At 68.2% G+C, this 25,402-nt stretch carries 21 protein-coding genes and 5 pseudogenes; 11 read left to right on the top strand and 15 right to left on the bottom strand.

From position 1 onward, the window contains the following. Positions 1-438 carry a thiamine pyrophosphate-dependent enzyme gene (locus tag ACWY4P_RS43940; RefSeq protein WP_456206390.1) on the bottom strand — a complete coding sequence of 146 codons (438 nt, stop codon included), beginning with the start codon at positions 436-438 and terminating at the stop codon, positions 1-3. Positions 439-532: 94 nt separating this feature from the next. On the opposite strand from ACWY4P_RS43940, the gene ACWY4P_RS43935 reads away from it, so the two are divergent. Together ACWY4P_RS43935 and ACWY4P_RS43930 are read left to right on the top strand one after the other, a co-directional pair. After that, positions 533-1,624, top strand: coding sequence for an integrase core domain-containing protein (locus tag ACWY4P_RS43935; RefSeq protein WP_456206389.1), 1,092 nt, complete (start codon positions 533-535; stop codon positions 1,622-1,624). Between the two features lie 29 nt (positions 1,625-1,653). Next, positions 1,654-1,842 (top strand): hypothetical protein, encoded by a 189-nt coding sequence (locus ACWY4P_RS43930; RefSeq protein ID WP_456206388.1) that lies wholly within the window; start codon positions 1,654-1,656, stop codon positions 1,840-1,842. Between the two features lie 33 nt (positions 1,843-1,875). Here the strand turns inward: ACWY4P_RS43930 and ACWY4P_RS43925 are convergent, their stop codons facing one another. After that, positions 1,876-2,214 carry a MerR family transcriptional regulator gene (locus ACWY4P_RS43925; RefSeq protein ID WP_456206387.1) on the bottom strand — a complete coding sequence of 113 codons (339 nt, stop codon included), beginning with the start codon at positions 2,212-2,214 and terminating at the stop codon, positions 1,876-1,878. Between the two features lie 795 nt (positions 2,215-3,009). Here ACWY4P_RS43925 and ACWY4P_RS43920 point away from each other — a divergent pair. Then, positions 3,010-3,403: pseudogene (locus ACWY4P_RS43920) on the top strand (ATP-binding protein). Here ACWY4P_RS43920 and ACWY4P_RS43915 read toward each other — a convergent pair. Then, positions 3,324-3,695, bottom strand: a complete 372-nt coding sequence (locus tag ACWY4P_RS43915) for an STAS domain-containing protein (RefSeq protein WP_456206386.1) — start codon at positions 3,693-3,695, stop codon at positions 3,324-3,326. The pseudogene ACWY4P_RS43920 and the gene ACWY4P_RS43915 overlap by 80 nt on opposite strands. Positions 3,696-3,793: 98 nt before the next feature. Then, positions 3,794-4,717: a recombinase family protein gene (locus ACWY4P_RS43910; protein ID WP_456206385.1), complete on the bottom strand. Its 924-nt coding sequence runs from the start codon at positions 4,715-4,717 to the stop codon at positions 3,794-3,796. Positions 4,718-5,299: 582 nt separating this feature from the next. On the opposite strand from ACWY4P_RS43910, the gene ACWY4P_RS43905 reads away from it, so the two are divergent. Then, entirely contained in the window at positions 5,300-6,061 is a 762-nt protein-coding gene (locus ACWY4P_RS43905; RefSeq protein WP_456206384.1) for a hypothetical protein, read from the top strand. 87 nt (positions 6,062-6,148) lie between these two features. Here ACWY4P_RS43905 and ACWY4P_RS43900 read toward each other — a convergent pair whose 3' ends face one another. From ACWY4P_RS43900 to ACWY4P_RS43885, 4 genes and pseudogenes are all read right to left on the bottom strand, one after another. Continuing rightward, positions 6,149-6,670 (bottom strand): transposase, encoded by a 522-nt coding sequence (locus ACWY4P_RS43900; protein ID WP_456206383.1) that lies wholly within the window; start codon positions 6,668-6,670, stop codon positions 6,149-6,151. Positions 6,671-6,948: 278 nt separating this feature from the next. Continuing rightward, positions 6,949-7,200: pseudogene (locus ACWY4P_RS43895) on the bottom strand (helix-turn-helix domain-containing protein); the annotation flags it as partial. 195 nt (positions 7,201-7,395) lie between these two features. Further along, entirely contained in the window at positions 7,396-8,493 is a 1,098-nt protein-coding gene (locus ACWY4P_RS43890) for a protein kinase family protein (RefSeq protein ID WP_456206382.1), read from the bottom strand. Between the two features lie 703 nt (positions 8,494-9,196). After that, positions 9,197-9,598 (bottom strand): integrase core domain-containing protein, encoded by a 402-nt coding sequence (locus ACWY4P_RS43885; RefSeq protein ID WP_456206381.1) that lies wholly within the window; start codon positions 9,596-9,598, stop codon positions 9,197-9,199. On the opposite strand from ACWY4P_RS43885, the pseudogene ACWY4P_RS43880 reads away from it, so the two are divergent. Continuing rightward, positions 9,541-10,307, top strand: a pseudogene (locus ACWY4P_RS43880) (integrase); the annotation flags it as partial. The gene ACWY4P_RS43885 and the pseudogene ACWY4P_RS43880 overlap by 58 nt on opposite strands. 1,233 nt (positions 10,308-11,540) lie before the next feature. On the opposite strand, the gene ACWY4P_RS43875 reads toward ACWY4P_RS43880, so the two are convergent. Then, positions 11,541-13,055 carry an AAA family ATPase gene (locus tag ACWY4P_RS43875; protein WP_456206380.1) on the bottom strand — a complete coding sequence of 505 codons (1,515 nt, stop codon included), beginning with the start codon at positions 13,053-13,055 and terminating at the stop codon, positions 11,541-11,543. 248 nt (positions 13,056-13,303) lie between these two features. On the opposite strand from ACWY4P_RS43875, the pseudogene ACWY4P_RS43870 reads away from it, so the two are divergent. Further along, positions 13,304-13,531 (top strand): annotated as a pseudogene (locus tag ACWY4P_RS43870) (IS110 family transposase); the annotation flags it as partial. A 205-nt stretch (positions 13,532-13,736) separates the two neighbouring features. Here the strand turns inward: ACWY4P_RS43870 and ACWY4P_RS43865 are convergent. Next, positions 13,737-14,303, bottom strand: coding sequence for a TetR/AcrR family transcriptional regulator (locus tag ACWY4P_RS43865; protein WP_456206379.1), 567 nt, complete (start codon positions 14,301-14,303; stop codon positions 13,737-13,739). 76 nt (positions 14,304-14,379) lie between these two features. Between ACWY4P_RS43865 and ACWY4P_RS43860 the strand changes: the two genes are divergently transcribed. After that, entirely contained in the window at positions 14,380-15,663 is a 1,284-nt protein-coding gene (locus ACWY4P_RS43860; RefSeq protein ID WP_456206378.1) for an MFS transporter, read from the top strand. 87 nt (positions 15,664-15,750) lie between these two features. Here ACWY4P_RS43860 and ACWY4P_RS43855 read toward each other — a convergent pair whose 3' ends face one another. Both ACWY4P_RS43855 and ACWY4P_RS43850 read right to left on the bottom strand, forming a co-directional pair. Then, entirely contained in the window at positions 15,751-15,951 is a 201-nt protein-coding gene (locus ACWY4P_RS43855; RefSeq protein WP_361189477.1) for a ketopantoate reductase C-terminal domain-containing protein, read from the bottom strand. Between the two features lie 325 nt (positions 15,952-16,276). Continuing rightward, positions 16,277-16,591: pseudogene (locus ACWY4P_RS43850) on the bottom strand (2-dehydropantoate 2-reductase N-terminal domain-containing protein); the annotation flags it as partial. Positions 16,592-16,784: 193 nt separating this feature from the next. On the opposite strand from ACWY4P_RS43850, the gene ACWY4P_RS43845 reads away from it, so the two are divergent. Further along, on the top strand, positions 16,785-18,113 hold the full coding sequence (locus ACWY4P_RS43845; RefSeq protein WP_456206377.1) for an IS701 family transposase: 1,329 nt from the start codon (positions 16,785-16,787) through the stop codon (positions 18,111-18,113). Between the two features lie 576 nt (positions 18,114-18,689). Continuing rightward, positions 18,690-19,574, top strand: a complete 885-nt coding sequence (locus tag ACWY4P_RS43840) for an IS5 family transposase (protein ID WP_456206376.1) — start codon at positions 18,690-18,692, stop codon at positions 19,572-19,574. On the opposite strand, the gene ACWY4P_RS43835 is transcribed toward ACWY4P_RS43840, so the two are convergent. Next, positions 19,540-20,040, bottom strand: coding sequence for a hypothetical protein (locus tag ACWY4P_RS43835; RefSeq protein WP_456206375.1), 501 nt, complete (start codon positions 20,038-20,040; stop codon positions 19,540-19,542). The genes ACWY4P_RS43840 and ACWY4P_RS43835 overlap by 35 nt on opposite strands. 442 nt (positions 20,041-20,482) lie before the next feature. On the opposite strand from ACWY4P_RS43835, the gene ACWY4P_RS43830 reads away from it, so the two are divergent. Together ACWY4P_RS43830 and ACWY4P_RS43825 are read left to right on the top strand one after the other, a co-directional pair. Beyond that, positions 20,483-21,955, top strand: a complete 1,473-nt coding sequence (locus ACWY4P_RS43830; protein ID WP_456206374.1) for a site-specific integrase — start codon at positions 20,483-20,485, stop codon at positions 21,953-21,955. Then, the gene (locus tag ACWY4P_RS43825) at positions 21,955-23,607 is read left to right on the top strand and encodes a hypothetical protein (RefSeq protein ID WP_456206373.1); all 1,653 of its coding nucleotides are present in this window, start codon (positions 21,955-21,957) and stop codon (positions 23,605-23,607) included. The genes ACWY4P_RS43830 and ACWY4P_RS43825 overlap by 1 nt, the downstream gene beginning before the upstream one ends. Here ACWY4P_RS43825 and ACWY4P_RS43820 read toward each other — a convergent pair whose 3' ends face one another. Together ACWY4P_RS43820 and ACWY4P_RS43815 are read right to left on the bottom strand one after the other, a co-directional pair. Continuing rightward, on the bottom strand, positions 23,608-24,636 hold the full coding sequence (locus ACWY4P_RS43820; RefSeq protein WP_456206372.1) for a tyrosine-type recombinase/integrase: 1,029 nt from the start codon (positions 24,634-24,636) through the stop codon (positions 23,608-23,610). It lies immediately after the preceding gene. 187 nt (positions 24,637-24,823) lie between these two features. Further along, complete coding sequence (locus tag ACWY4P_RS43815) at positions 24,824-25,333, bottom strand: MarR family winged helix-turn-helix transcriptional regulator (protein WP_456206371.1); 510 nt, start codon at positions 25,331-25,333, stop codon at positions 24,824-24,826. Positions 25,334-25,402 lie beyond the last annotated feature (69 nt).

The following is a 25,402-nucleotide window of genomic DNA, read 5'->3' as shown; positions in this document are numbered from 1 at the left end:
TCAGCGGGTGACGAGGACGTCGACGACGGCGGTCGTACCGTCCGCCACGGCCTTGAGGGCGCGCTCCAGGGCGGGCGCGAGGGCATGGGGCGCGTCGACGGTCTCGGTGTGCATGCCGAACGGCTCGGCGAAGGCGGCCAGCCGGGGCAGCCGGTGCAGATCGGTGCCGAGCCACTCGCCGGTCTCGGCCGCCGCGCCCTCGGGGTAGAAGCGACGATGGTTGAGATTCATCGACTTGTAGACACGGTTGTTGAACACCACGATCAGCAACGGCAGTTCGTACGTCTTCGCCGCGTCGTACGACGGGATGACCGGGTTGTAGGTGAAGGCGCCGTCGCCGATGGTGAGCACCACCGGGCGCTCGCGGGTGGCGAGTTTGACACCGAGGGCGACCGCGATGCCCTGGCCGAGGCCTGCGGGTGCCGGTAAATCATCCACGCAGGTGAGAGCTTGTTCAGAGATCTTCGGCTTTGGCCGACGCTCACCCCGGCGTCTTCACCTGTGCAAGGCCCCGACGGCATCATGATCTGTCGTGCTGCTGCGCCTGGCCTACCTCGCCGCGACCAACACCCTGGCGTTCCTACGCCTCCTGCCGATGAGCGACAGAGACAAGGACATCGAGATCCTCGTACTCCGGCACCAACTGCTGGTCCTGCAGCGTCAGGTCGGCAAGCCTGCCTTCACCGACAGTGATCGCGCTGTCCTCGCCGGACTGCTCCACCACCTGCCCAAAGACAGACTGCGGCACCTTCTACTGCTGGTCCGCCCCGAGACGGTCTTGCGCTGGCATCGTGAACTGCTCAGTCGGCGCCATGCCGCGACCTGCGTGCCCAAGCGGCGTGGACGCCCACGCACCATCCGCTCGATCCGTGCCCTCGTCCTGCGTCTGGCCAGGGAAAATGCCTCGTGGGGATATCGCCGGATCCACGGCGAACTCGCAGCACTGGGGATCAAGGTCGCCGCCTCCACCGTCTGGGAGATCCTCCGCGAGCACGGCATCCCACCCGCACCCGAACGGCAGAGCACGACCTGGGCCGACTTCCTCCGCGGCCAGGCCGAGGCCCTTCTCGCCTGCGATCTCTTCGAAGTCCGCACGCTGACGGGGGCGCGCCTGTACGTCTTCGCCGTCATCGAGCACACCACCCGTCGCATCAGGATCCTCGGCGCCACCCCGCACCCCACCGGAGACTGGATCGTGCAGCTCGGACGCAACCTCCTCATGGACCTCGAGGACGCGGGCAGCAGGGCACAGTTCCTGATCCGCGACCGCGACTCAAAGTTCACAGCCGCCTTCGACGCCCTCATGACCGATGCCGATCTCAAGGTCTTCACCACCGGCATTCGGATACCCCGGATGAACTCCCTCATCGAGCGCTGGATACAGACCTGCCGCACCGAACTCCTGGACCGGACCCTGATCTGGAACCAGAGCCACCTCCTCCACGCCCTGCGCGAGTACGAGGCCTTCTACAACGAACACCGCCCGCACCGGGCACTGAAAAACGCCGCCCCATGCCGCCCACTACCCGCACCCATCACCCAACAAGCCCAGCTCACCCACCTGGAAGTCCACAGACGAGACCGGCTCGGCGGAACCCTCCACCAGTACCAGCACGCCGCCTGAGCTGCGCGGATGATTTATCGGCACCCGCAATGCTGGCCAGCGTCCCGCTCAGCGACGCCGAACGCGCCGCCGTCGACGACGGCCGGGCCGCGCTCGACCAGCTGCTGGAACGACTGGTCGACGTCCCCACGCCGGCCGGGACGACACCCCGCGAGATCGGCGTTCCGGCGACCGCGACACTCCTGCCGATCGTCGCCGTCAACCAGGGCAAAGGCTGAAGTGCTTGACAAAAGCCGCAGGTCCCAGCCGTCTCAGGCCGGGGCCGCTGGATTCGCCGATTCGGCGGCCCGGCCGTATTCGGCGTTGATGCGCTGGGCTTCTTCGAGCTGGTCTTCGAGGATGATGATGCGGCAGGCGGCCTCGATGGGGGTGCCCTGGTCGACGAGTTCACGGGCGCGGGCCGCGATGCGCAGCTGGTAGCGGGAGTAGCGGCGGTGGCCGCCCTCGGAGCGCAGCGGGGTGATGAGGCGGGCTTCGCCGATGGCGCGGAGGAAGCCCTGGGTGGTGCCGAGCATGTCGGCGGCCCGGCCCATGGTGTAGGCGGGGTAGTCGTCGTCATCGAGACGGTCGTACGAGTCGTCTGCTGTCATTGCACCTCTCTGTGGAACGCTTGGAGGGGCCCTGGCGCCAATGGCACCAGGGCCCCGAAGGAACTGCTACACCATCTGCCGACCTTGGTACTGCGCCGGCCTTCTGTTTCCGCAGACCCGACCTGAATGCTGTCGGGGGTGCGGGGATCGCGGTTGCTTGACCGGAGACCACCTCACTATCGATGTCCTGCGGTACCCGAGCTCAGTGATTCCGCCCGGGCGATCCTGATGGCGCCTGGCTCCTCCGTTTCTTCCCTCTGGGATCAATCACTTACCTACTGCTGGTGATGCGAACTGCTCTGTGGCCTGTGAGAGCGCCACTCTTCGGCAGCCAGCCCCGTCGCCCGTTCTGCGTCTGCTCTGGCTTAGAACCCCACTGCCGAACTTCCCGGTGCGCGCGTCCGCAGCCGACGCCTTCACCGAGGTGCTGCTCACTCTTCACTGCCGGGTACTGCTCACGGCGGCCCCTGATCACTGCGGGCCACCCGGTCCGGTCGTCAGTCCCGTCGCCGTCCTGCAACCGCTCTGGCTTCGGAACTCCACCACCGCACCGTCCTGCGCACTGCAACTGCGTGTACTGCTGCCCGGCAGTTCATCTCTGCCGGGCCTTGCTGATCTCGGCTACGAGAGAAACCATAACCACACCACCACTCAATGTCTACTCCGGCCGACATAGATTTCCGCGTGTTCGACGGTGAAGTAATCGGGCCCTGCCGGGTTTGGGGCGCTGGGCGGGGCACGAGGGACGGGTAGGCAGGACCGGGCATTGACGAGCCAGAGGCCAGGGTGAACCTGATGGACACGATGTGCGTCGGCGCCACGACCATCCGGCTCCGCGACCGCCGTCGCCGACGCGCGCGAGACCGCCCGGGCCGTCCTCGAAGCCCTCCGGCAGCCGACCGTCGACCCAGAAGCGGCCGACACCGCCGTCCTAGTCGTCTCCGAACTCGTCACCAACGCCCTACGCCACGGCGGCGGCACCTATACCCTCCGCCTGGCCGCCCACCCCGACACCATCGAGGTGGCTGTCGACGACCCCAGCTCGCAGGCGCCGCGCATGCGCACCCCCGACCTCAACGGCGGCACCGGAGGCTTCGGCTGGCCCATGGTCAACCGCCTCGCCCGCGCCACCGCAGTGACCCGCCAGCCGTCCGGCGGCAAGACCGTAAGCGCCCTTCTCGCCCGGTAGCGCCAAGGCGGCGGTACCGACTGCGCTCACCAACCTGGGGGCCCGGCCGTGGGGACCGACGGGGCAGCGGATGGCGGTAGTGCTGGTCCAGGCCAGGCTCTATGTCTGGCCGTGCCTCTTCGATGGTGAACGCACTGTGTGTGCCGGACAGTCGCAGGATGCGAGCGAGGAAATGCGAGACGGCACAGAGCCGCAGCTCGACGTCACCGGCTTGAGCGGTGCGGGCAGCTGCCAGCAGCGCGCTCAGCCCCGTGCAGTCGCAGAACGTCAGCCCACCGAGGTCGATGACCACGACACGGTTCTCGCCGACGGCCCCCTGGAGGGGTCCCAGTAGTACTCGCCGAGAAAACAACGGAGTAGTCCCTGACCTGGGGATACTCCCCGTTCCCTTCAGATGCCGTTGTTGAGGGCGTTGATGCGGTTCTCGTACTCGCGGCGGGCCTTGCGCTGTGTCGGGATCGCCGGGGCGTTGGGGGTGCCGTCGAGGGGCTTGCAGCGGGCGAGGAGCTGGCGGTGGACCGTGGGGGTGGCGCTGACGCGCAGCGTGTAGCCCTGGCCGCGCCGTACGGTCACGCCCTGGGCGAGCGTGGCGCGCTCGGCGGGCTCCAGCTCGGCCGCTCGGAGGAAGTCCGCGACCTTGCCCGGCATGTCGAGGACGACCGGCAGCTCCGGAGCCGGGGCGCCGTGGTCGACGACGGTGTGCTCGGGCATGAGGTCGGCGACGGCTGTACGGATGGCACCGCGGCTGACCTCGTGTTCACGGGCGAGACTGGCGATGGATTGACCGTCCAGGTACGCGGCGCGTACGTCGGCGGTCTTGTCGGCCGGGACGGCCGGGCGGCGTCCGCCCTTGTTGCCCTTGGCCTCGGCGGCCCGTAGTCCGTCGTAGGTCAGCTCCCGCTGGAGGTCGCGCTGGAGTTCGCCGGCGGCGGCGAGGGTCTGCACCATGAACTTCACGGTGGACAGCAGTTCTCCGGTGCGCGGGTGGCGGGCGGTGAGGTCCATCGCGGAGAACGCGCCGTCGTGGATGCGCAGGGCGAGGCGGTCGCGGTGGAGGACGTCGAGCACGTCGAGGATGTGCCCGGTGCCGCGTACGAGGCGGAACATCTCGGAGATGTGCACGGTGTCGCCCGGCCGCGCGTAGGTGAGCAGTTCGCGGAACTTCGGGCGCTGAAGGGGGTGGAGGCGGCTGGAGGTTCCCGGGTCCTCCTCGAAGACGACCGGGTCCTCGATCCCGGCCTCGTCCAGGACGAGGTTCTGCCGGGAGGTCGACTGCTGGTCGGTCGAGACCCGCTTGTAGACCAGGTTCGCCACCGAGGGCCCCTTCCGTACGGAGGATCGGACCCTATCTGTCATCAAACCCTGTCAGCAATCGCCATCGGATCTGATTGGATTCGCGCCGCCGCGAACCCCCGGATTGCACGGGTTCATTGGACGCGTCGCTCGCCTGTCGTCATACGATCGTTTGACGACACTCACGGCACTAGTGATCACAACGGTGGCCAGTTCACGTGAGTCCCGAGACGGACAAGATGACGGCGCCACGGTCGCAGTAGCCGATCACTCCGTATGCACCACGCGGCTCGGCCGCGACTCCGCAGCCGCACGATAGAAAGAGTGGACCGCTCGGGGTCTGCCCATTGTGGGGGGAAGACTACCGATCCCATGATGAGGGACGTGAAGGCGTTAGTTTACAGATTCCTCGGCTGGGTCATGGGTGGAGAGCTGCCACTTGTGAGCCGTCAGGACAGAGTGGTTGAGCAGCTGCCGTTAGACCTCGCTTCTCTGCGGGTTTCGAGCGCGCTCTCTGGGCGTCTGCGTGTGGCGCTCCGCCGACGCCGTGAGCTCCGCAGGATTCGGCGGGCTGCGGTGTTTGCGGTCCGGACAAGCATCTTCATGTTCCTCCTCATGGGCGCCTTAAGTGTCGCGGTGCTGCATTCGGCGGAGGAGGACCCCCGGGGAACGCCCAATGCGCCTAACCACCCCATTGTTTTCGTGGGGGGCCTGGCGGTGATGGGACTGTGCTTCGGCGTCCTTGTGCTGTGGAGCCTGGTGGGGTGGCGCACTATCCGATTGGGGCTGCGCTACACCCTGGTCATGCAGATAGCCGCCGCGATCTCGGCCTGTGCCGCCGCGCGCCGTGCGGGCGGGGAGCGCTCCGCGAAGCAGTTGCGGCTGGTGTCTAAGCGGCTGGAGGAAGTCTCACGTGGTGTTGAGCGCTCCCACCGCACTCGGGGCACGGTCAGGGGTTCCAATCGCCGCCAGACTTTGAAGGCCCATGAACGGCAGGTTGTCGCGGTGCTGCGGATGACCGAACGGCGCCTGGATACCGCCCCCGAAGAAGGACTACACGAGCTCGCTGAACTACTGATACGCATAGCCGAACGCTACGCACACGGCCGGATCGGCGAGCTCCTCGACGCTGAGGCCATCAAGGACATCAAGCTGGAGCGGGACCGGGGCCTGTTGCGCTGGATTGCCGCTGTGGTGTTGGGCACTGCCGCAACCGTGGGTATCACCCTGCTCAACCTCCCGTCGTCTATTGAGGGACCCATCCTCGGCGGCAGTGTTGTGCTTGTCGTCGGGATCATCTCCGGGCCCTCCGCCCGCCACGCGCTTGACGTCGTCGGGACCATCCGAGGCAGCGGCGCGCCCTGATGTCGCGCGCGTCGATGACTGCTGGGAGTGCTAGGCGCCCAAGATCACCAGCTTAGTGGTCGGAGCCCGAAGTCCTTCGGGGGTTGATCATGTTGCTGGTGCGGCGGAGGATTCTTCCTGTCGGTCGAGTGTGTGTCGGTCGAGCCGGGCCAGCAGATCGTCCAGGTCGGAGGTGGTGAACTTCCACTGGAACGGCTGTGCTGTGGCGTTGTAGCGGTCTTCGAAGGCTCGGAGCTGGTTTCGGATTTGGTCGAGGTTCGTGAAGTCGTTGGGTGCCACGACTTTGCGTTGGAGGATGGAGAAGAAGATCTCTATCTGGTTGGTCCAGGAGGCGTGGACCGGGGTGTGGACCATGACGGCGTTGGGAAACGCCTTGGCCAGGCGGTCGATGGCGGCCCTGCCGCGGTGGGAGGAACCGTTGTCGACGATCCAGAAGACGCGTTTCGCGCTGGCGTAGGGCTCGCTGGTCATGACCTGGGTGACCAGGTTCATGAAGGGCACGATGCCGGTGGTGGGCTCGCAGCGCCCAAGGACGCGGGCGTGGTGGACGTCGTAGGCGGCGAGGTAGGCCAGGGCGCCGCCGCGTCGGTACTCGTGGTTGACCCGCATGGCCCGGGCCTGTCCGGGGGCGAGGGTGGAGTGGCAGCGGCAGCGGGCCTGGATCGAGGTCTTCTCGTCGCTGAGACCACGTACTCGTCCGCGCCCAGCGGGACGCCGTCGAAGGTGCCAGCATACAGGTCCATGATGCGGGCGGCCTTGGGCCGGAACTTCGGATCGCGGATGAAGATCCAGGACCGGTACTGCCAGGGCTTGAGTGTGTCCTCGCGTAGCCAGCGGCGGACGGTGGAGGCGGAGATCGAGTCGGCGATGCGGCGGACGACGACCTCACGTGCCAGTTCCGGGCACGACCAGCGCGACAGCGGGGTGCCGGTCTCGGCGGGCAGTTGGCAGGCCAGGGCCTTGACCTCGGCGACCTGCACCGGGGTGAAGCGTCGTGGACGGCCGCAGCGCCTGCGGTCGGCCAGGGCAGCCAGGCCGCCGTCGGCGAAGCGGACCCGCCAGGTGCGCACGGTGTCCAGGTGCGCTCCCGTTTCGCGGGCGATCGCTGCGTTGTCCAGTCCCCGGGCAGCTTGCAGCACGATCTGCGCCCGCAGGAGGTCACGGTGCGGGGTGCTGTGGCCGTAGGCCGCTTTCTTCAGCCGGCGCCGTTCGGCGGCGGTCAGGACGATCGGGCGCGCGGTGGCTACGGGCAAGGCAGCAGGCCGTTCAGCAGAAGCCGATCAGGGCACCCGGAGCCTCCCGCATCCAGCCCGACTGTTGGCCGCCTAGGTCCATCAGATGATGAACAAGCTGTCCGGCCCGCCGATCCGGCGGATCGCCTCCAGGGGATACGGGGTCTGCCTGCTCTCAAAACGGAACTCGCGGTAGTAGTCCGTCATCACTGCGGCGATCGGGGCGTGGCGGATGAGGATCGCCGCGACCTGCGACGGAATTCCCGTCGGAGGTTCCCCTCGGGCGCAGGCGTGCACGAACGCGCTGCGCTCGTCCCGCTCATACCCGTACAGGGCGGTGGTGAGCCACTGCACCAGGTGGGTGACGGTGTAGCAGTGGTCATAGGTCTGGTGTTCGGCGAAGAAGTCGGCCTCCTCCTTCGACAGGTCGAACCGGGAGGAGATCGCGAGGCCGTAGTCCGTGAAGAACAGGCGCTTGCCGTCGGTGAGGATGTTCTGGAAGTGGCCATCGAAATGCAGGAGCCCGCGGGCGTTCATGAAAGAGGTTCCGGCCTCAAGTTCCTTTTCCACCATGGTGCATGCCTGCTCGGCCGTCTCATCGTCGGCTTTGACCTGAACGTCCAGCCAGTCGTGCAGGTTCTGCGGGATGTACTCAAGGAATAGTGCGACGCTCGCCGAGGAGTCCCGCAGCGCCTCGATCCGGTGGCGCACCTGCGGTCCCCCTCCCCAGTAGGAGACAGCTTTCTCCACGTCGGCCAGTTGCTCGGGCAGCACCTGCCCGGGGTGCGGCAGCACCCGCCAGTGGTACATCAATGGAAAGCCCTCATGGTCCTGTGCGAGCACCCAGTTCGTCGTCATGGTGTGCACGGCCAACTCCCGCCAGGCCCCCCATCCCGGGCTTCCGGGAACCCCGAGGCCGGGATGGCAGAAGGTAGGTAGCCCGAAGAGGTTCGCCGTGGATTGGACGTTCTCCGGCTGCCTTTCCAGATCGGTCAGCGGTAGCCGCTTAACGAAGACTGGGGTTCCGTCGACCTCCAGCAACGCTGAGGTCCCGCCGATGCCAGAACCCATCGGCGTAGCCGTATCCACAAGGTCGCGCAGTTCGCGATCACTGCACAGCGCCAGCGATGTGGAGACGGCACTGTAGGCCGCCAAACGCGCACCACGCGACGCGTCGAAGCTCTCGCCGGCTACCTCCACCAGGGCACCAACCTCTCTGAAACACCTGGGCCCGTCCAAAGGGCGCGCACACGCGACGCGTAGCCCTGCGGTTCGCCCCCCCCTGGCGCGGGAGGGCATCCAGGACCCGTTTGTGAACACGGATCCGAACACCCTTTGGCCGCACTGTACGTGAAGATCGACAACAAGGTCGGGCGAACACGATGCTCCGGCAGACCGCCACTGCTCAGCGGCTCGGATCTGGTCTGTCTCGCCGTGGTCGAGCTCCATCCGCACCGTCTTCGACGCCCGGACCGCGAACACGCCGTCCAGGCCCAGGGGTCAACCCCCGAAGGACTTCCGGAGCCGACCACTTAGCGTTACTGACTGTTCCGCTGGCCCCCAAGGCCGAAGCCGACCTGACGGTCCGGATCACGGCCTGTCAAAACTTCTGACAGCAACACCGGTTTCCTGGTCCGTTCCTACTCGGACCCCAAGGCCCTGCTGGACCGCCTCGAAGGGACCGAACAGTCCGGTGCGGCAGCAGAGTTGCGCGCGCTCCTTGAGTCCCTCACCGCCTCCGTCGGCGACACGGCCATCGACACTGGCAACGCGACGGCCCGCGACGGCAGCAGCGCGATCACCGGAATCCGGAACGCCGGCGGTAGCCGTCCCGGCCCGTCGAAGGTCGCGCACACCGGAGACGCGGAAGCCGCCGGACCCGGCTCCAGCGTGAAGGGTGTCATTATTCCGAGCAGGCTGCTGAGCTGGGTGTTTCTTGTGGATGGAGAAGTCGTTGAGGTGGCGTGGTGTGGTACTCGTTGAGCAGGCCGCCGAGTAGCTGTCGCCGTCGGACTACAGCAGCAGGCAGGGGGATGACGCTCGGGTGGTCGTCTGGGGCTCGTAGGTCGAGGCTGCGGTGGGCCCGTCCGGTGTCGTAGTGCTCGGCGTACGTGGTGAGGACGGCACGGAGGTGTCGTTCGCCGGTGATGAGGAGGCGGTCGGTGCACTCTGCGCGGGCTGTGCGTATCCATCGTTCGGCGAACGCGTTGGACCGCGGGCTTTGCGGCGGAGTCGGGATGACGGCTACGGCCGGGACGACCCCGCACTGTACGATCCGTGCGCGCCCTGGTGTTACGGCTGGCACGAGAGAACTCCAGCTGGAGGTACCGGCGCATCCACGACGAACTCACCGTCCTCGGTATCAAGGTCACCGCCGGCACCGTGTGAAACATCCTCAAGGACCACGGCATCGACCCCGCACCCGAACGCCAACACACCACCTGGGCGACCTTCCTGCGCTCCCAGGCCCAGGCCATCCTCGCCGCCGACTTCTTCGAGACCAAAACCCTCACCGGAGCGACGCTCTACGTCCTCGCGGTGATCGAGCACACCACCCGCCGCGAGCGAATCCCCGGCGCGACCGCACACCCCACCGCGACCTGGGCCACCCAGGCCGCCCGCAATACGGCCATGGACCTCCAAGCCGCAGGCATCAGGACGAAGTGATCCGAGACCGGGACGTTCGCTACCCATCGTCCTTCGACACCGTCCCGCAAGCCGAGGACATCCAGATCATCCAGACCGGCGTCCAGATACCGCGCATGAACGCGATCACGGAACGCTGGGTGCGGTCACGCCGAACCGAACTCCCAGGCCGCACCCTCATCTGGAACCAGACCCATCTCCTCCACGCGCCACGCGACTACGAGGCCTTCTACAACGAGCACAGGCCTCACCGCACTCCCGCAAGCGCCACACCGCTCCACCCACTACCCGAACCGAATACCGACCCCGACCAGCTCGCCCATCTCCACATCCATCGACGCGACCGCCTCAGCGGCATCCTGCACTAGTACCAACATGTCGCGTGACCAGCACGGACGAGGTTCTTGGCACCTACAAGGTCGGGACTCGCCGCGGCGAGATCATCTTCGGTCAGGGCGTGAAGGGGCACACTGTCGGGTGCGGTCATCGTGCTGATCTCCTTCAAGATCTTGGTCGTTCTCGAAGGATCAGCCGATGGCCGTCTCTCTACCCGGGCACCCATTCCGACTCCGGGAGAAACCCCCGGATCAGGCAGGAACCCGTACACCGCTTCACAGGACGCAACCGCCACCCGACCCGGCACAAGTTGAGAGGCTCAACCGACCGTCACCGTGTAACGGCAACACCAGATTTGTCGCAATACCCTGGTCAGCAGCTGGTCACTTCGCGCACCACCGTCCAGGCACGGCCATCCCTCTGACCTTCCATCCCAAGGACGACCGAGCCGAAGCCCTGCCCCCCTGCGAAGACCCTCTGCGGCCAGTCCAGCAATCGCTTGGCACACTATTTAGCGCGCGAGGGCACCTGCCGGCTGTCTCACTACGGCGCTACAGAGCCCGATAGGGCGCTCACGCCCTGGGAGTGCCCCATCTGCACGCGGACGCCAAGGGGCTTTGCCCCGCCTTGACGCGGCGGGCAACTCGCGCCCCGGACACCCGAGCCCCGGCTGCCTGCGGAAACAGGCCGACCGAGGCCGTCAGCCCACACCTTCCCCCCTGTCGCATGGGGAGCACGACACCGCGCCCCCACCCCGAAAGGGGGTCGAGAGCCGACAAGGGGTCCTTATGCCTCTCGATGCAGAGAGCATCCGAATCGATCGGGTGACCCCGGGGGCCCCTGATTGACGACGGCGCGTGTGGGCGCGGTACGGCGCTGCAGGTCTACCGGATCGAGTGACGGACGAATCGGACACCGTTGACACGTCCGCGAGTTGGGAGCACGAGGGGCTCCCAGAGGGCTCCCACTTGCTCCCAGCCCGGAAACGGTTAAGGCCGCCCCCGCTACCCGCGGAAACGGCCTCCGACCTGCGAAGACGCTGGTCGGGACGACAGGATTTGAACCTGCGACCCCTTGACCCCCAGCCCAGCGCCAACTCTCCTCAATCATCCGTACCGCTCCGTAGCACCCCGCTCAGGGCCGTATACCCCCATACGGAGCCGGACGAGGCTCTGCCTGGTCACCTCAGTTCCGTAGGCTCCCCGTGCGGTTCGGAAACTCGTCGCAGCTGGTCAAGGCAGACCTTACACGTCGCCACAAGCATGTCATCGCAGGCCGCGGACCGGCCCGTCCCCGTACAAGGCGCCGACATCAACGAGAAGGACGTCGCGGCGGCGTGCAGCGGCGTCAATGACGTCCTGACGGAAACCATGCAGGGAGAAGAGAGCCAAGGCCGCGTCATCCGGCCGATGCCCCTGCGCAGCCAGAAGGGCCCGGATATGTTCCAGGCGCTCAAGGTCCTTCAGTCCGCGGGGCTGGATGGTTGCCTTGGCCTCGCCGATCAGGGCGATTGCCGCTCGGGGGCTCTGCGGGCGCTCGCCGGGGGCCATGGCCAGCACGTCGATCTCGTGCTTGGTCCGGGCGGCCGGGTCAGCGATCTCCGCCGTACCGACCGCACCAAGAGACAGACCCGTCTCGTCGATCGCGAAGGAGCGGGCCCAGTCGCGCGCGGTCTCCTCAAAGTGCGGGCCAAGGATCTTTGAATGGTATGTCGGCCGGGATGACTGCCACACCTGGCCTCCGCGCCGCCGCTCCACCAGGTCCACCATGGGCAACGTGATCAGCTGATTGAACCGGATCACCGGGTCCGCCACGCTGATGACCGGGTGGCGCGCCTTGAGGAGATCCTGCTCCTTACGGATGTATCCGGTGGATTCGAGCACCTCCAGCGGGGCGACCATGGCGGATCGGGACCGCTCCAGCATTGAACCGACCTTCGCAGGCGTCGAAGCTCCCCGGGCCACCGCGGACAGCACGTCGTAGTACAGCGTGCGATGAGTGATCCGCGGATCCTCGCGCAGGAGGAACTCGGCCTCCACCCGCGAGTACAACGCCCGCCCCGGATCCAGCAGAGTGCGTTCCACCCAGGGGCCGAACTCCGCCTCGCTCTGCGGCGCCGGCCCCGCGGCCAGCGGCCGGTAGCCGGGGGCGCCACCCAGCACAGCGTCGATCTCCAGCGCCATGCCCGGGTCTCCCACCCCCCAGTGAGTGCGGGCGGTGCGGTAGTCGAAGGCGGGCAGGCGCAGGTCCAGCACGGCCCGGCCGCGCAGCGGCTTGGTGCCGGACAGCAGCTCGGACATCACGCTCATCGCGGAGCCGCACAGTACGATCCGGCCGCCAGGCGCCCTGCCGGACTGCGACTGGTCGTAGAGCAGTTGCAGAAAGCCAGGGATCTCCGGGGAGTGCTGTAGCAGATACGGCAGCTCATCGATCACGATCAGTGACGCCCCGGCCGCTCGGTTCACCACCTCCAGCGCGGCGGTGAGTACATCGCTCCAGTCGTCCAACCGCATCGCGCCAGGCCGCACCCCCGCGTGCGCGGCGATCGCCTCGGTGAACCGGCGCAGCGCGGGCACTCGACCTTCCTCTTGCACTGCGGTCAGATACAGCCCGCCCACTGCCTCCGTGAGCGCCTCCAGCAGGAACGACTTCCCGTTCCGCCGCCGCCCCGAGACAACGGCGAGCCGCAGCTCAGAGGCGGGATCTGCGAGAAAGCCGTTCAGTAGCCGCCACTCATGATCACGGTCCAACAGCCGCCCCGGCTTGCCGATCTCTCCCATCAAATGACCCTCCGGGTTAGTTAGGATCTACCCTAACGATTTTCGTTAAGGTCAACCCTAACCATTCAAGGAAAGGCGTGCCAGCACACCGACTGCGCCAGGGGGTGCAAAAACATCGCCGTCGCAGAGGCCCCACCTTGCCGGAAATCCCAGCCGTCCCGGTGGGCCCCAGCGCACCCGGTCTCACGATTGCCGACTGCGATCCGTCGAGTCGGCCCTCTCACACAGCCGGAGTCGCGGCGTCACGACTGTCGATGCGCCGGGCCGCCGACCTCTACCCCGGCGAGGCCAAGACCGACGCCCGTGACGCGTTCGTCATCGCGGACGCCGCCCGCACCATGCCGTACACCTTGCGCGCGGTGGACAGTGACGACGAGGCACTGGCCGAGCTGACTATGCTCACCGGCTACGACAACGACCTCGCTGGTGAGGTCAACCGCACCACGAACCGGTTGCGCGGCCTGCTCGCCCAGATCCTGTGGGACTCCGTCGCCCGATTCGGTCGACCTGGCCCAACCGGTAGGCCGCTGACGCTGAATGCTCAGGTCACGCTGATCGAATCGGGCCTCACCGCGAATCGGGCGACAGAGTCCCACAGGTACTGCGCCTGATACCGAAGGGGCCGCCCAGGCGAGATGCCTGTGCGTGCGCCACGCCGCGCCCCCGCGATCCGTGTGCGGCTCAGGGCGTCCGGAGCGTCGCCAGATAGGTGGACACCAGTGTGCGGGCCCAGTCGGCGGAGGCAGGCTCGGGGGTGAAAATGGCGCGGTAGTAGAGCGGGCCGAGGAGGAAGTCCGCCGCGGCCTCCACGTCGAGTGCCGTCCCCCCGCGGTCCTGTTCGCGCCGGATGATCGCGCCGAGCTGGCGGTGGCGGTCCTCGACGCAGGCGCAGCCGCCCGCCGGGCCGGAGCCGATGGTCGCCCGCATGAGGGCGAGCGTGTCCGGGTCGGCGACGTCGGTGGCCACATCGGCGAGCCAGCGCTGGAGGTCGCCGGCGAGGGAGCCGGAGTCGGGGACGACCAGGTCGCCGGTGAAGCGGCTGGTGGCGACGTCGTTGAGTAGCTGGGCGGCGGACCCCCAGCGCCGGTACAAGGTGGTGGGGTGCACGCCGGCGCGCGCGGCCACGGCGGGCAGGGTCAGGGTCTCCGCATCCTCCTCGGCGAGGAGTTCTGCGACGGCACGGTGGACGGCCGCCCGCACCTTCGCGGAGCGGCCGCCGGGACGTACCTGGGTCGACGAGTCAGCCATGGGGAAATTATCGCACTTATCATTGCGTTAGTGGTAGCGTCCTAAACGCATCGATCACTGCTTTTGGAGTCGCGTCGTGTCCGGTCCCGCCCCGTCCCACCTCCAGCCCTCCCCGCCGCCCACCGCCCGGGTGGCGCCACCGGAGGAGAGGCGACGACGGCTGAGCCGTCCCGTCGCCTTCGCCTCCCTCGCGGTCGTCTTCGTGCTGTTCATGGCCGCCTCCAGCGCGCCCTCCCCGCTCTATGTCGTCTACCAGCAGGAATGGCACTTCTCCGCCACCACCCTTACCACGGTCTTCGCCGTCTACGTGCTCGGCATGATCGGGGCGCTGCTCGTCCTCGGCGCCCTCTCCGACCACCTCGGCCGCCGTCCGGTCCTGCTCTCCGCGATCGCCCTCGAAGCGGTCTCGATGGTCCTGTTCCTCACCGCGGGCAACGTCGGCCTGCTGCTGACGGCACGCTTCATCCAGGGCATCGCCACCGGGGCCGCCATGACCACGCTCGGCGCCGCCCTGTCCGACCTCAACCCCGCGCACGCCCCGCACCGGGCGGGCCTCGTCACGGGCACCGCACCCACCTTCGGACTCGGACTGGGCTCGCTCGGATGCGGGCTCCTCATCGAGTACGGGCCGCACCCCACCCGCCTCGTCTACGTGCTGCTGCTCCTCGCCCTCGTGGTGGCCGGCGCCCTCCTGTCGGCCCTGCCCGAGACCTCGCTGCGCCGCCCCGGCGCCGCCCGCTCGCTCCAGCCCCGCCTGCGGATCGCCCCCCACCTGCGGGCCGACCTGCTGAGCCTGGTCCCGATCCTCATCGCGAGCTGGGCGCTCGGCGGCCTCTACCTCTCCCTGGGCCCGTCCGTCGCCGTCGGCCTGTTCGGCCTCTCCAGCCACGTCGTCGGCGGACTCGTGGTCACCCTGCTCACCGGCCCGGCCTTCGTCACCGCTCTCGCCCTGCGCGGCTGGCCCGTCGGACGGACCCTCGCCGTCAGCGCGACCCTGCTCCTCGTCGGCACGGCCGTCGCCCTGACCGGTGTGGAGGAGCACTCCCTGACCGCGGCTGCGCTCGGAACCGCGATCGCGGGCGTCGGCTTCGGCGGCTCCGCCCTCGCCAGCTTCGGCACCCTGGCCCGGATAGCCCACCCCGCCGAACGCAGCGAGCTGCTCTCCGTCGCCTTCGTCATCTCCTACCTGGCCTTCAGCATCCCGGCCGTGATCGCCGGCATCGCCGCCACGCACGCCGGTCTGCAGGACACGTTCGTCACCTACGCGGCGACGGTCGCCGCCCTCTGCGCCCTCGCCCTGCTCGCCCAGCGCCTGCGCGCGACCCGCACCCCCGCGACCGGAGGTGTTCCCCAGGCGTGAGGAACCGCCCGGGAACCGGTCGCCGCGGCCCGCTCGAGGCCGCGGCGAGCGCGATGCGTCGGACGTTCGGTTGCCGTCCGCCCGGTCTCAGCCCGGCCGGGAGGCGTTCGCGACGCGCTGGTTGTGCACCCGGAGGCGGACCACGGCGGCGTTCAGCAGCGGAGCGGACAGGTCGAGTCGCTTCGCCGCACGGGCAAGGGAGGCCAGGACGTGCTCGACCTCCGTGGGCCGCACGTCCAGGACGTCCCGGTACATCGACGGGGCGAAGGGCGAACCCTCCTGCGTCACGGTGGCCTGCAGCGCGACGTAGGCGGCGTCGGGCGCCGGACACGGCGGCGGCCTCGGCGAGGACCGCGTCGGCGAACCCCTTGCCGCCGCTCACCGCCGCCACGTCACCGATGGTGCCCTGCGCGATGCAGGTGATGGTGGTGGTCGTGGCGATGAAGACCCACTTGTGCCACATCGACGTGAGGATGCGGTCGGAGACCTGGACGTCGAAGCCGACGACGTCCAGCGCGGCGGCCGTGTCGCGTAGACGGGCCGTGTGCCCTCCATCGAGTTCGCCGATCTCGAGGCTCGCGCCCGGTGCCGACACGGTGATCGCGCCGTCCGGGGTGAGCTGCGCCGCGACCTTCACGACGGCTCCGAGGACGGCTGAGGGGAACTGGGTGTCGATCACGTCGAGGTGGTCGATGCCGTTGAGGAAGGGGACGATCGCAGTGCGCGGGCCGACCGCCGGCTTGAGGTCCTGGAGGCCAGCTTCGAGGGAACCGGCTTTCACGGTCAGCAGGACCAGGTCGTAGGGACCGTCGAGTTCCGTGGCGGTGACCAGCTTCGGCTCCAGGCGTACGGATCCCTCCAGTGTGGTGATGCGCGGCCCGTCGGCGCGCAGTTCGGCGGCGCGACGGGGGCGGACCAGGAACGTCACGTCGCGCGCCGCGCGGGCGAGTCGGGCGCCGAAGTAGCCCTCGTGTTTCGCACTTTTGGGATCACCTGGTCGGTGGACGGGTGTTCGTTGATGCGCTCGATTGGGTGGCGCGAGACCGTACTGGTCATGGAATGTGACAGGTAGACAGAAGCATCGGCGGTGTCTGTTTCACCCAGTTGAGAGTGATCCGCCGATGCTTCCAGTGGGCACGATACCGCCGTCCTTATCCGCTTTGCTGGCTGTCTGCCGTTCCTGCTTCACCGCTCCGACGTTCCGCACGTTCTGTGTTCTGCTGACCGGGCTGATCGCGCAGACGCGCCGCCGCACGGTGTGCGGGATGTTGCTGGGCACGGGGTTGGTGCGGGTGTGGCACCACGCCCGGTGTCACCGACTGTTCTCCACCGCCCGCTGGTCGGCCGACGAGGTTGGCCTCGCCCTGGCGGCTCTGGTCGTGGCACGTCTTCTCCCGGACGGTGCACCGCTGCAGGTCGCGGTCGATGACACCCTGTTCAAACGGTCGGGGAAGAAGGTGTTCGGCGCTGCCCGGCAGCACGACGGCGCCGCGAAAGGGCCGCGCCCGGCCGGTTTAGGGAACTGCTGGGTCATCGTCGGCATCGTGGTGACCGCGCCGTTTTTGACCAGGCCGGTGTGCCTGCCGGTCCTGGCCCGCCTATGGCGCCCCAGACACACCGCAAAGATCGCCCTGGCCCGGGAGATGGTCGAACTGCTCGCCGCCCACTTCCCCGACCGCCCCCTGCACACAGTCGGGGATGCCGCCTACGTCGGCGAGCACCTGCGCGGCCTCCACCCGCAGATCACCTGGACCAGCCGCCTGAAGGTCACCTCCGTGCTGCACGAACTCCCGCCCCCGCGCACGGGCAAGAAGGGACGCCCGCGCACCCGGGGCCCACGCCTGGGGACACCCACCGATCTCTCCCAGCTGCTGGACTGCCACCGAACCAAGGTCCGCCGCTACGGACGCGTGGACACCGTCTTCCTCGCCGAGCGCACCTGCCTGTGGTACGGCTCCTTCCACACCCAACCTGTCCGGGTCGTACTGGTCTGGGACAGCAACTGCGGCCCCGGCACCAGCCGGGACCGCGGCTACGGCGCCGCCCTGGTCACCACCGACCTCACCACACCGGCCGAACAGATCGTGGAACGCTACGCATCCCGCTGGGCGATCGAGACCGCCTTCTTCGACGCCCGCCAGACCCTCGGCGTCGGCGAGGCCCGCAACCGCACCCGCCGCGCAGTCGAACGCACCGTCCCCTTCGGCCTGCTCGCCTGCACCGTGGTCACCACCTGGTACGCGCTGGCCGGCCACCAACCCGCCGACACCGACGAGCACCGCGCCAGAGCCCGCTGGTACACCACCAAAACCCAGCCCTCCTTCGAGGACATGACAGCCAAGCTCCGCCACACGATCATCGCCCACCGTTTTCGCGGCCCACACCCCCACCAGGCACAACCCGAAGAAATCCAGGCCGTCCTCACAGCCTGGGCCACCGCCGGAACCTGATCACTCAAGACTGCGAAACACGAGGGCACGGCCGAGGGGCTAGGGCGGAATCAGGGCACGGTGCGGGCGAGAAACGCAGCGCATCGCGCCGTGGCGGGTATGGCGGCAGCTCGCCGCCACCGCGGCCACACCGTTGCGGGGGCAGGATGGCAGGTGTCGGGCGAGAGCGGAGAGCACGGCACGGTCAGCCCATGAGAGCCGCGGGCGCTCGATCTGCCGACGAAGCACAGCGACCTCATGGCGAAGCGTGTGGATCTCAGCGTTGTTCGCGGCCGTCGATCGGCCCAGCAAGAGGAGGCAGCCCAGCAGTCGGCAGAAGATCAGGTAGAGCAATCGCAGACCCACGATCAGCGATCATGCCCATATTCGGGTCATCTCAAAGCCCCAGGTCAGCCGCCGTACTGCAATAAGAGGGCTTCTCGAAACCGAGTGCGGGGCTGGTGGTTCCGTACGGGTGTGCTGTTCAGGTGATTGTGGCCGCGTGGGGGCATGAAGGCAGGGCCTCTCGGTAGCACAGAGGGTGTCTACGCCACTGCTCACAGGGAGGCCCTGTTGTCGCAGTTGTATCGGTCTGCTGTGAAAGAGTCCATTCCGGACACGCGGAAGTGCGACTGCTTCGCCCACACGTACGGCAACGCCGCGGACAATCCGTCCGGTGGGCACTGCTATCCGACCGACATGAAGGACGCGGAGTGGGACGCGATCGGCGAAATGATCCCGGTACCGGCGTGGGCCGAGGGTCGGGGCGGCCGGCCGGAGGAGTACTGCCACCGGGACATACTCGACGCGATCAGGTATGTGGCGGACAACGGCGTGAAGTGGCCTGCGCTGCCTGCGGATTACCCTCCGTGGAAGGCGGTGCACCGGTTCTTCACCCGCTGGCGGAAGCAGGGGCTGATCAGCGAGTTCCACGACCGGCTCCGCGCCGCGATGCGTGAAGCTCAGGGCCGGGATGCGGAGCCGACGGCAGGGGTGATCGACTCACAGTCCGCGAAAGGCACGTCCACGGTCGAGGCCGCGACCAGCGGCTATGACAGCGGGAAGAAGATCAAGGGCCGTAAGCGGCATCTCGTGGTGGACACCCTCGGCCTGATCCTGGCGGTCATGGTCTCCCCCGCCTCGACGGCAGACCGCGACGCCGCCCAGGACCTCCTCTCCCGGGCCACCAGGCGGCATCACCGGCTCAAGCGCGTGTGGGCGGACAGCGGATACACCGGCATGCTGGTGGGCTGGTGCGCGAGGGCCCTGAACCTGATACTGACCGTCATCCGCCGCAGCGACGGCCACAAGGGCTTCGTCGTGCTGCCCAAACGGTGGATCGTAGAGCGGACCTTCGCCTGGCTCACCCGGTCCCGGCGTCTGGCCCGCGACTACGAGCGGCTGCCCGAGTCGTCGGAGGCGATGATCCTGTGGTCGATGACCATGGTCATGACCCGCCGTCTCGGCCGCCGCCGCAGGTGAACCGGCCCGGCACCGGCTCGTGCGCCCATCCCCGAGCAACGAGCCGCTTGAGCTTGCACCGCACGCCCTCCGTCTTCGCCGGAACAACCTCCAGCCCCAACAAGGCAGTGATCTCACGACAGTTCAGCGGCTGGCCGCCAGTGGCACGACATTCGACCAGCAGGCCCATGACCTGCTGATACTCCGGCGCCAGCACCTCGGCCGACAGCCCCTCCCTCCAGGGAGGAACCACCGACCCGGGCCTCACCGCAGGCGGCGCCGGGACCTCACTCACCTCCGGCGTCTTCCCCGCCTCACCGTCCTGGCTTGCGGGTTCGCTCCCGTCCCACACCTCGCTGACCCGTCTGCGGGCGATCAGCCACTCGTCCCATTCCGACTGCGCCGCCTCCAGCTCGGCCTGCAACTCCTCCACTCGCTTCCGGGCCGCCCGCTCCCGCTCCTCCAGCCGCCCCAGCACCGATGCCATCACGCACCTCCAGCACGCCACTTCCATGGACGCACCGGGCCTACCTCACCCACTACGGCACTATGCCTGACCAGCACGAACCCAGCCCCCACACTCGGTTTCGAGAAGCCCTCTCAGCAAAGGCACACGTATCCGCCAAGCCGTGCCGGCCTCCCCGAACGCCTTCCGCTATCTCGGCAGCTACCTTGCCACCGACGGGCTGCCGACGCGAGACCAGCCAATATGGCGCACGCGCCGTGGTGAGTCTCGGCCTTTGACCTACTGGGCGATGCGGCGCATCCTTCAGCGGGCCAACGACAAGCTCGGCACGAACTGGACCCTGCACGACGCCAGGCACATTGTCTCCGCTTAGTTTCCGTGTAGCGATTCACTACGGCTGAGCGGTTGACCAGGGTGTTTGGGCTTTGCGTTTGGCTGTGTGGTGTTTCTACTGTCGGCGCTCATGATCCTGAACATCTTCTCGTCGCGGGGCTGGGAGTCCTGGGACGTTGAGCATCGGCCGTTGATCCCCGAGGGGATGCCCGTGCTCGTCGACGACGACCTGTACTTCGAGGACGGCCCGGCTGCGCCGCGTCCGACGGCGGTGGTGAACCGGTGGCTGCGTGAGCTCCCGGCCAGCGGGGCGCCAGCACCGAGCTCGTGGGAGAACTACGCGCGAGCGGTCAAGGAGTGGATGGAGTTCCTGGCCGAGCACGGGGTGGGCCTGTTCGATTCGCGGGAGCGGTTGAAGGCCGGGCTGAGCCGGTACGCCGAACATCGGGCGGCGGGTCCGTTGAAGGCCCGGTTCGCAGCGACGACGTGGGGCCAGCACATGAGCATCCTGTCGCTGTTCTACCGGTGGGCGATCAACGAGGGATACGCGACGGCCGAGCCGTTCACGTACCGGGCCGCGCGGGCTCTGTTCACCGGGACCGGGCGGGAGGTGAAGGTGAATCTGGCGGTCCGCCGCACGCCGAAGCCGCACGTGACGATCAAGTACCTGGAGCCGGACTTCACTGAGCTGTTCCGCAAGGGGCTGCGGGGGCTGGCCCCGGACGGCTCGCAGGACACCGGTTTCCATGGGCGGGAGCTGACCCGCAATGCGGCGGTCGGGGATCATGCGCTGGCCACTGGGATGCGGCTGCAGGAGTTCACCTATCTGTTGCCCTGGGAGATCCCCGCCCTGCCGCCGGAGCCGACCGCAATTCCCATCCCGTTCCCGGTGCCGGCCGGGATCACGAAAGGCAAGAAGTTTCGCACCACGTGGACCTCCTATGAGGCCCTTGCCGGACTGCACGACTACCTGGAACTGGACCGCGCGGCCACCGCGGAGGGCTCCGGCTGGATGCCGCCGCGCCGGTGGGGCGAACCGCTCATGGTCACCGATCCCGACCCGCGGGGCGGTCGGGTCAACGGAGTCCGCCGCTCGTGGGACTCGCTCACCCCGGCCGAGCGCCGCCGTCTGGTCGCCCCTGAGGGGGGATCGTGTCTGCTCGCGGTGAAAAACGGGGGTGGCCCTTTCACTGCCTGGGCGACGGTCTTCGAGCGGACCTCGGACCGGATACGGGCCCGCTTCGAGCCCCGCTTCCCGCATGTCTGGCCGCACCGATGCCGTCACACGTTTTCGATGAGGACCCTTGAGTACCTGGTCACCGGGCACTACCGGCAGGCAGCGAAGCTCGTGCGGGACACGGACGCGGACGCCGCGCTGGTCTTCTACCTCTCCAAGGCGGACCCGCTGCTGGTGCTGCGTGATTTGTTGGGTCACTCGACTGTTCTGACGACGGAAAAATACCTCCGGCGCCTGGATACGACTCGCATCTACCGGGATGCATACGAGGGTGCCGGGGCTGCGGCTGGGCTGACCTGCGACGCGGCGGCCGAACAGGAAGCCGCGGCGGAGTTCTCCGACGATTTCGAGGACGGGGAAGCCTGATGCCGGCGATGCTCATCGAGGATCCGCTCGGCATTGCCTGCGTGTTCAGCAACGGCCGCCGCGCGGAGTTCGCCCTGGATGGCCTGCCGAACCCACGGCTGGCCCGGGATCTGGCCTGCGGCTTGGCCGAACTCGTCCATCCGCACGGGACGGTTGATGCCGCGGGCAGTGTCATGCACTACGTCAGTTCCGCCTGCCACATGGTGCGAACCCTCGCAAGCCGAGGATTCACCGGCGGTGCCGGCCAGTTGAGCCGTGGCATGCTCGCCGAGTACTGGATGGGCACCTCGATGGCCCGCGAGGCCCATACGCGCCGCATGATCCTGGGCTTCACAGCAGGTGGTAGGCGTCTTGCACCCGGGGCGGAAGAACTCGCGAACGGAAGGAACTTCAACCCGCAGCCCTACCGCAAGCCCTTGCCGCCCTACCCGGAGGAGGAGTGGGACCGCCTCACCACCGTCTGCCGCACGGTGGTCGAGAAAACGTACGCCGCCCACCGGCAGGCCCTCGCCACCGCCGCACGCGGCCGACATCCTGCCGAAGGCGGCTGGACACCGGAGAACTTCCGATGGCTATTGTCCCAGGTCGGACCTATCGGGACCCCCGACCTGGCACGGACCCTCGGCGTGACGTTCGAGGCCGTCCACCGGCACGGGGCCGGTGACTTCCACGAAGCTCTCCAAGGTCTCTTCCCGCACCTGGACGCGGCGATCGCCTACCGGCTGCTGTTCGGCGTCTACTGCGGCATCGTGCCGGACGGCATCGACGGGCTGGGGATCGGAGACGTGGACTGGGCCGGGGACGCCTCGATCCTGCTGTCCTACGTCAAGGGCCGCACCGCGGCCGAGAGCCTGAACCTGCCCCGCCGGGCCGTGCGCCTGCTGGAACAGTGGCTCGCGCATTCCGCGCTGCTGCGGAGCTTCATGCCGCCCGGAGACCGGGATCGGCTCTGGCTCTGCCTGGCTCGTCCGGGCAACCCCGCTCTCGCGGCCGAGAAGATTTCGAGTGCCTCCCGGAAGAGGTGGGCCCAGCGTCACGGCATCATCGGTGCTGACGGCAGACCTCTGAAGATCCACCGGGCCAGGATACGTACCACCCACCACGCGATGCGCGACAAGCAGACCTGGACCGGCAGCGGGCGGGCGACGATCGATCCGAACCACAGCCCGGCCGTTGAGGGCGATCACTATCTCACCGCCACCACGCCGGCCCAGCGCAGAGCTGTCGAGGTCATCGTCGAGGACGCCCAGCACGACCTGCTCGCACGCGCCCAATCGCCCACAGTCCTCACCGACGAAGACGCCGCCATTCTGGCTGAGGGTTATCCGCAGCTCGTGGCCGCGATGGATATGGGTGAAACAGCCCTCGCCGAACTGGTCGGCGGGCAGCGCGATGTGTTCACCGCGGCTTGCGGCGACCAGTTGTCCGGATTGCACGGGCCGAAGGGCAAGCCCTGCCCGGCCCGCCCCTGGGTCTGCCTGCTCTGCCCGCTCGCGGTGTTCGCACCTCGGCACGCGGCGAACCTGTTGCGGCTCAAGGCGTTCTTCTCCCGGCAGTGGCAGCAGATGCCAGCCGCCCAGTTCATGGCGGTCTTCGGTCCCTACGCGGAGGCCAACCGGAATACGCCGGAAACGTGCCGTAGGCCGCTGTGATCAACCCCGGCGGCGGGCGGCGGGGTCGTGCTCAGCAACGTGCTGGGCGACGGCGTCGACTCCAGGGCGAGCGTAGCGTTCCAGGGAGCGGACGGAGGCGTGGCGGGAGCGGGCCAGCAGCATCGGGGTGGAGGTGCCCCGCTCGGCATCGTGCGTCAGCGCGGAGTGCCGGAGCCGGTGCAGCGTGAAGCCTTCCAGCGCCTCGATGTCCTCCTCGCGGGCGAGTGGGTTGGCCAGCAGTCGTGTGGACTCCTCGAAGATCTCCTCCGCCCGGCGGTAGGACAGGCGGGCCCGGCTGGTCTCCTCGCATACGTCCAGCGTCGCGGTGCCCGCTGGCGCCTTGCGGCCGGTGAGGAACAGCGGGCCGCGAGTGCGTCCGGCGATCAGCCGGGGCAGCAGCTGGGCCGTGCCGGACTGCCAGTGAATCCACTCGGTTGCCCCGCCCTTCGATGTGACCTTGCCGCGCTTGTCCTGCGGGTACAGGTCTTCCACGTTCAAGCACAGCACCTCGTCGGCTCTGGCCGCCGATTCGTAGAGCATCTTCCAGAACGTCTTGTCTCTCAGTCCGGCGTCCATCCGCCATAGGGCGGCGATCTGGCTCTCGGCCAGGGCCTTGGTCCGGTCCGGCGGTGCCGGGCGCCGCTCGATGCCGATCGTGGGATCACAGATGATCCAGCCCTGGCGCTGCCACCAGCCGATCGCTTTGCGCGCGATGGACAGCTCCCGGTTGACGGTGTCGGCGTCCATCTCGTCCGCCCGTGCGGCGGCGAGTTCGGCCAGCACCTCCGGCAGGCCGGGGTCGTCGATCACGGAGACGGGGACGGCGGGCGGCTTCGCTCCACGGCGGGCCCGGCCGGTCGGCGCCAGCTGCCCGGCGACCATCCACCCCCACGTCGTCAGCGAGATCCGGTAGATCCGCGCGGAGGACTTCGCGATCCCCGCGCCGGTGAGGTACCGCTCGACCGCCGCGGTGTACGTCGCCGGAAGGGCGGACAGGGGCACCACCCGGGCGCGCGGTGACGGAAGCACGCCCTCACCCTCTGACACGTTCACCAGTTCGACCGACACCCGCCCGCCCCTCCCGGACCCTCTGTCGCAGTAAATGCGTACACCTCACCTGCGGCGGCCAGAGAGCCCGCCGCAGGACGCAACGATCACGATAGAGGCTCCGCCGCAGTAAATCCGGCATTTACTGCGGCACCACCCTGGCGAGCCGTCAGGGCTGGGGCATGCCACAGGCGTTGTCGGCCTGCCGTCCGTCCTCGATCCGTGCCACGGGCGCGCCGACGAGCCGACGCAGCACGGTGCGCAGCCCCTCCTCGGCGCCGGCATCCAGGTCGGCGAGCAGGCTGGTCTCGATCGCCTCGACGTCCGCACGTGCGGCGTCCAGGGTGCGTCGGCCCTCCTCCGTCGCCTCGATGATGCGGGCCCTGCGGTCGGCCGGGTCCGGACGGCGGCGGACCAGTCCGGCCGTCTCCAGCTCGTCGAGGACCAGGACGAGTTTGCTCTTGTCGACCGAGACGGCCTGGGCCAGGGAGAGCTGGCTCCTTACGGGGGCTTCGACGACGGCCATCAGGACCGTGTAGCCCCACAGGCTCATGCCGTGCTCGCGCACGACCGAGGCTTCCGCCGTGGCGAGGCCCTGCTTGAGCCTGGCGAACAGCCAGTGCAAATCGCTGTGGAGCCGGCTGGCCGACGCCCGGTCGCCGGTGGGGGTGAGGGACATACCAGCAGAATAGCAATAGTTCGAAATCGTCTTGATTTAAAACTATCTTGGATTAGTCTGGTCTCGACT

It is taken from the genome of Streptomyces sp. LZ34 (assembly GCF_053890475.1).
This window is presented reverse-complemented; position numbering and strand designations above follow the sequence as displayed.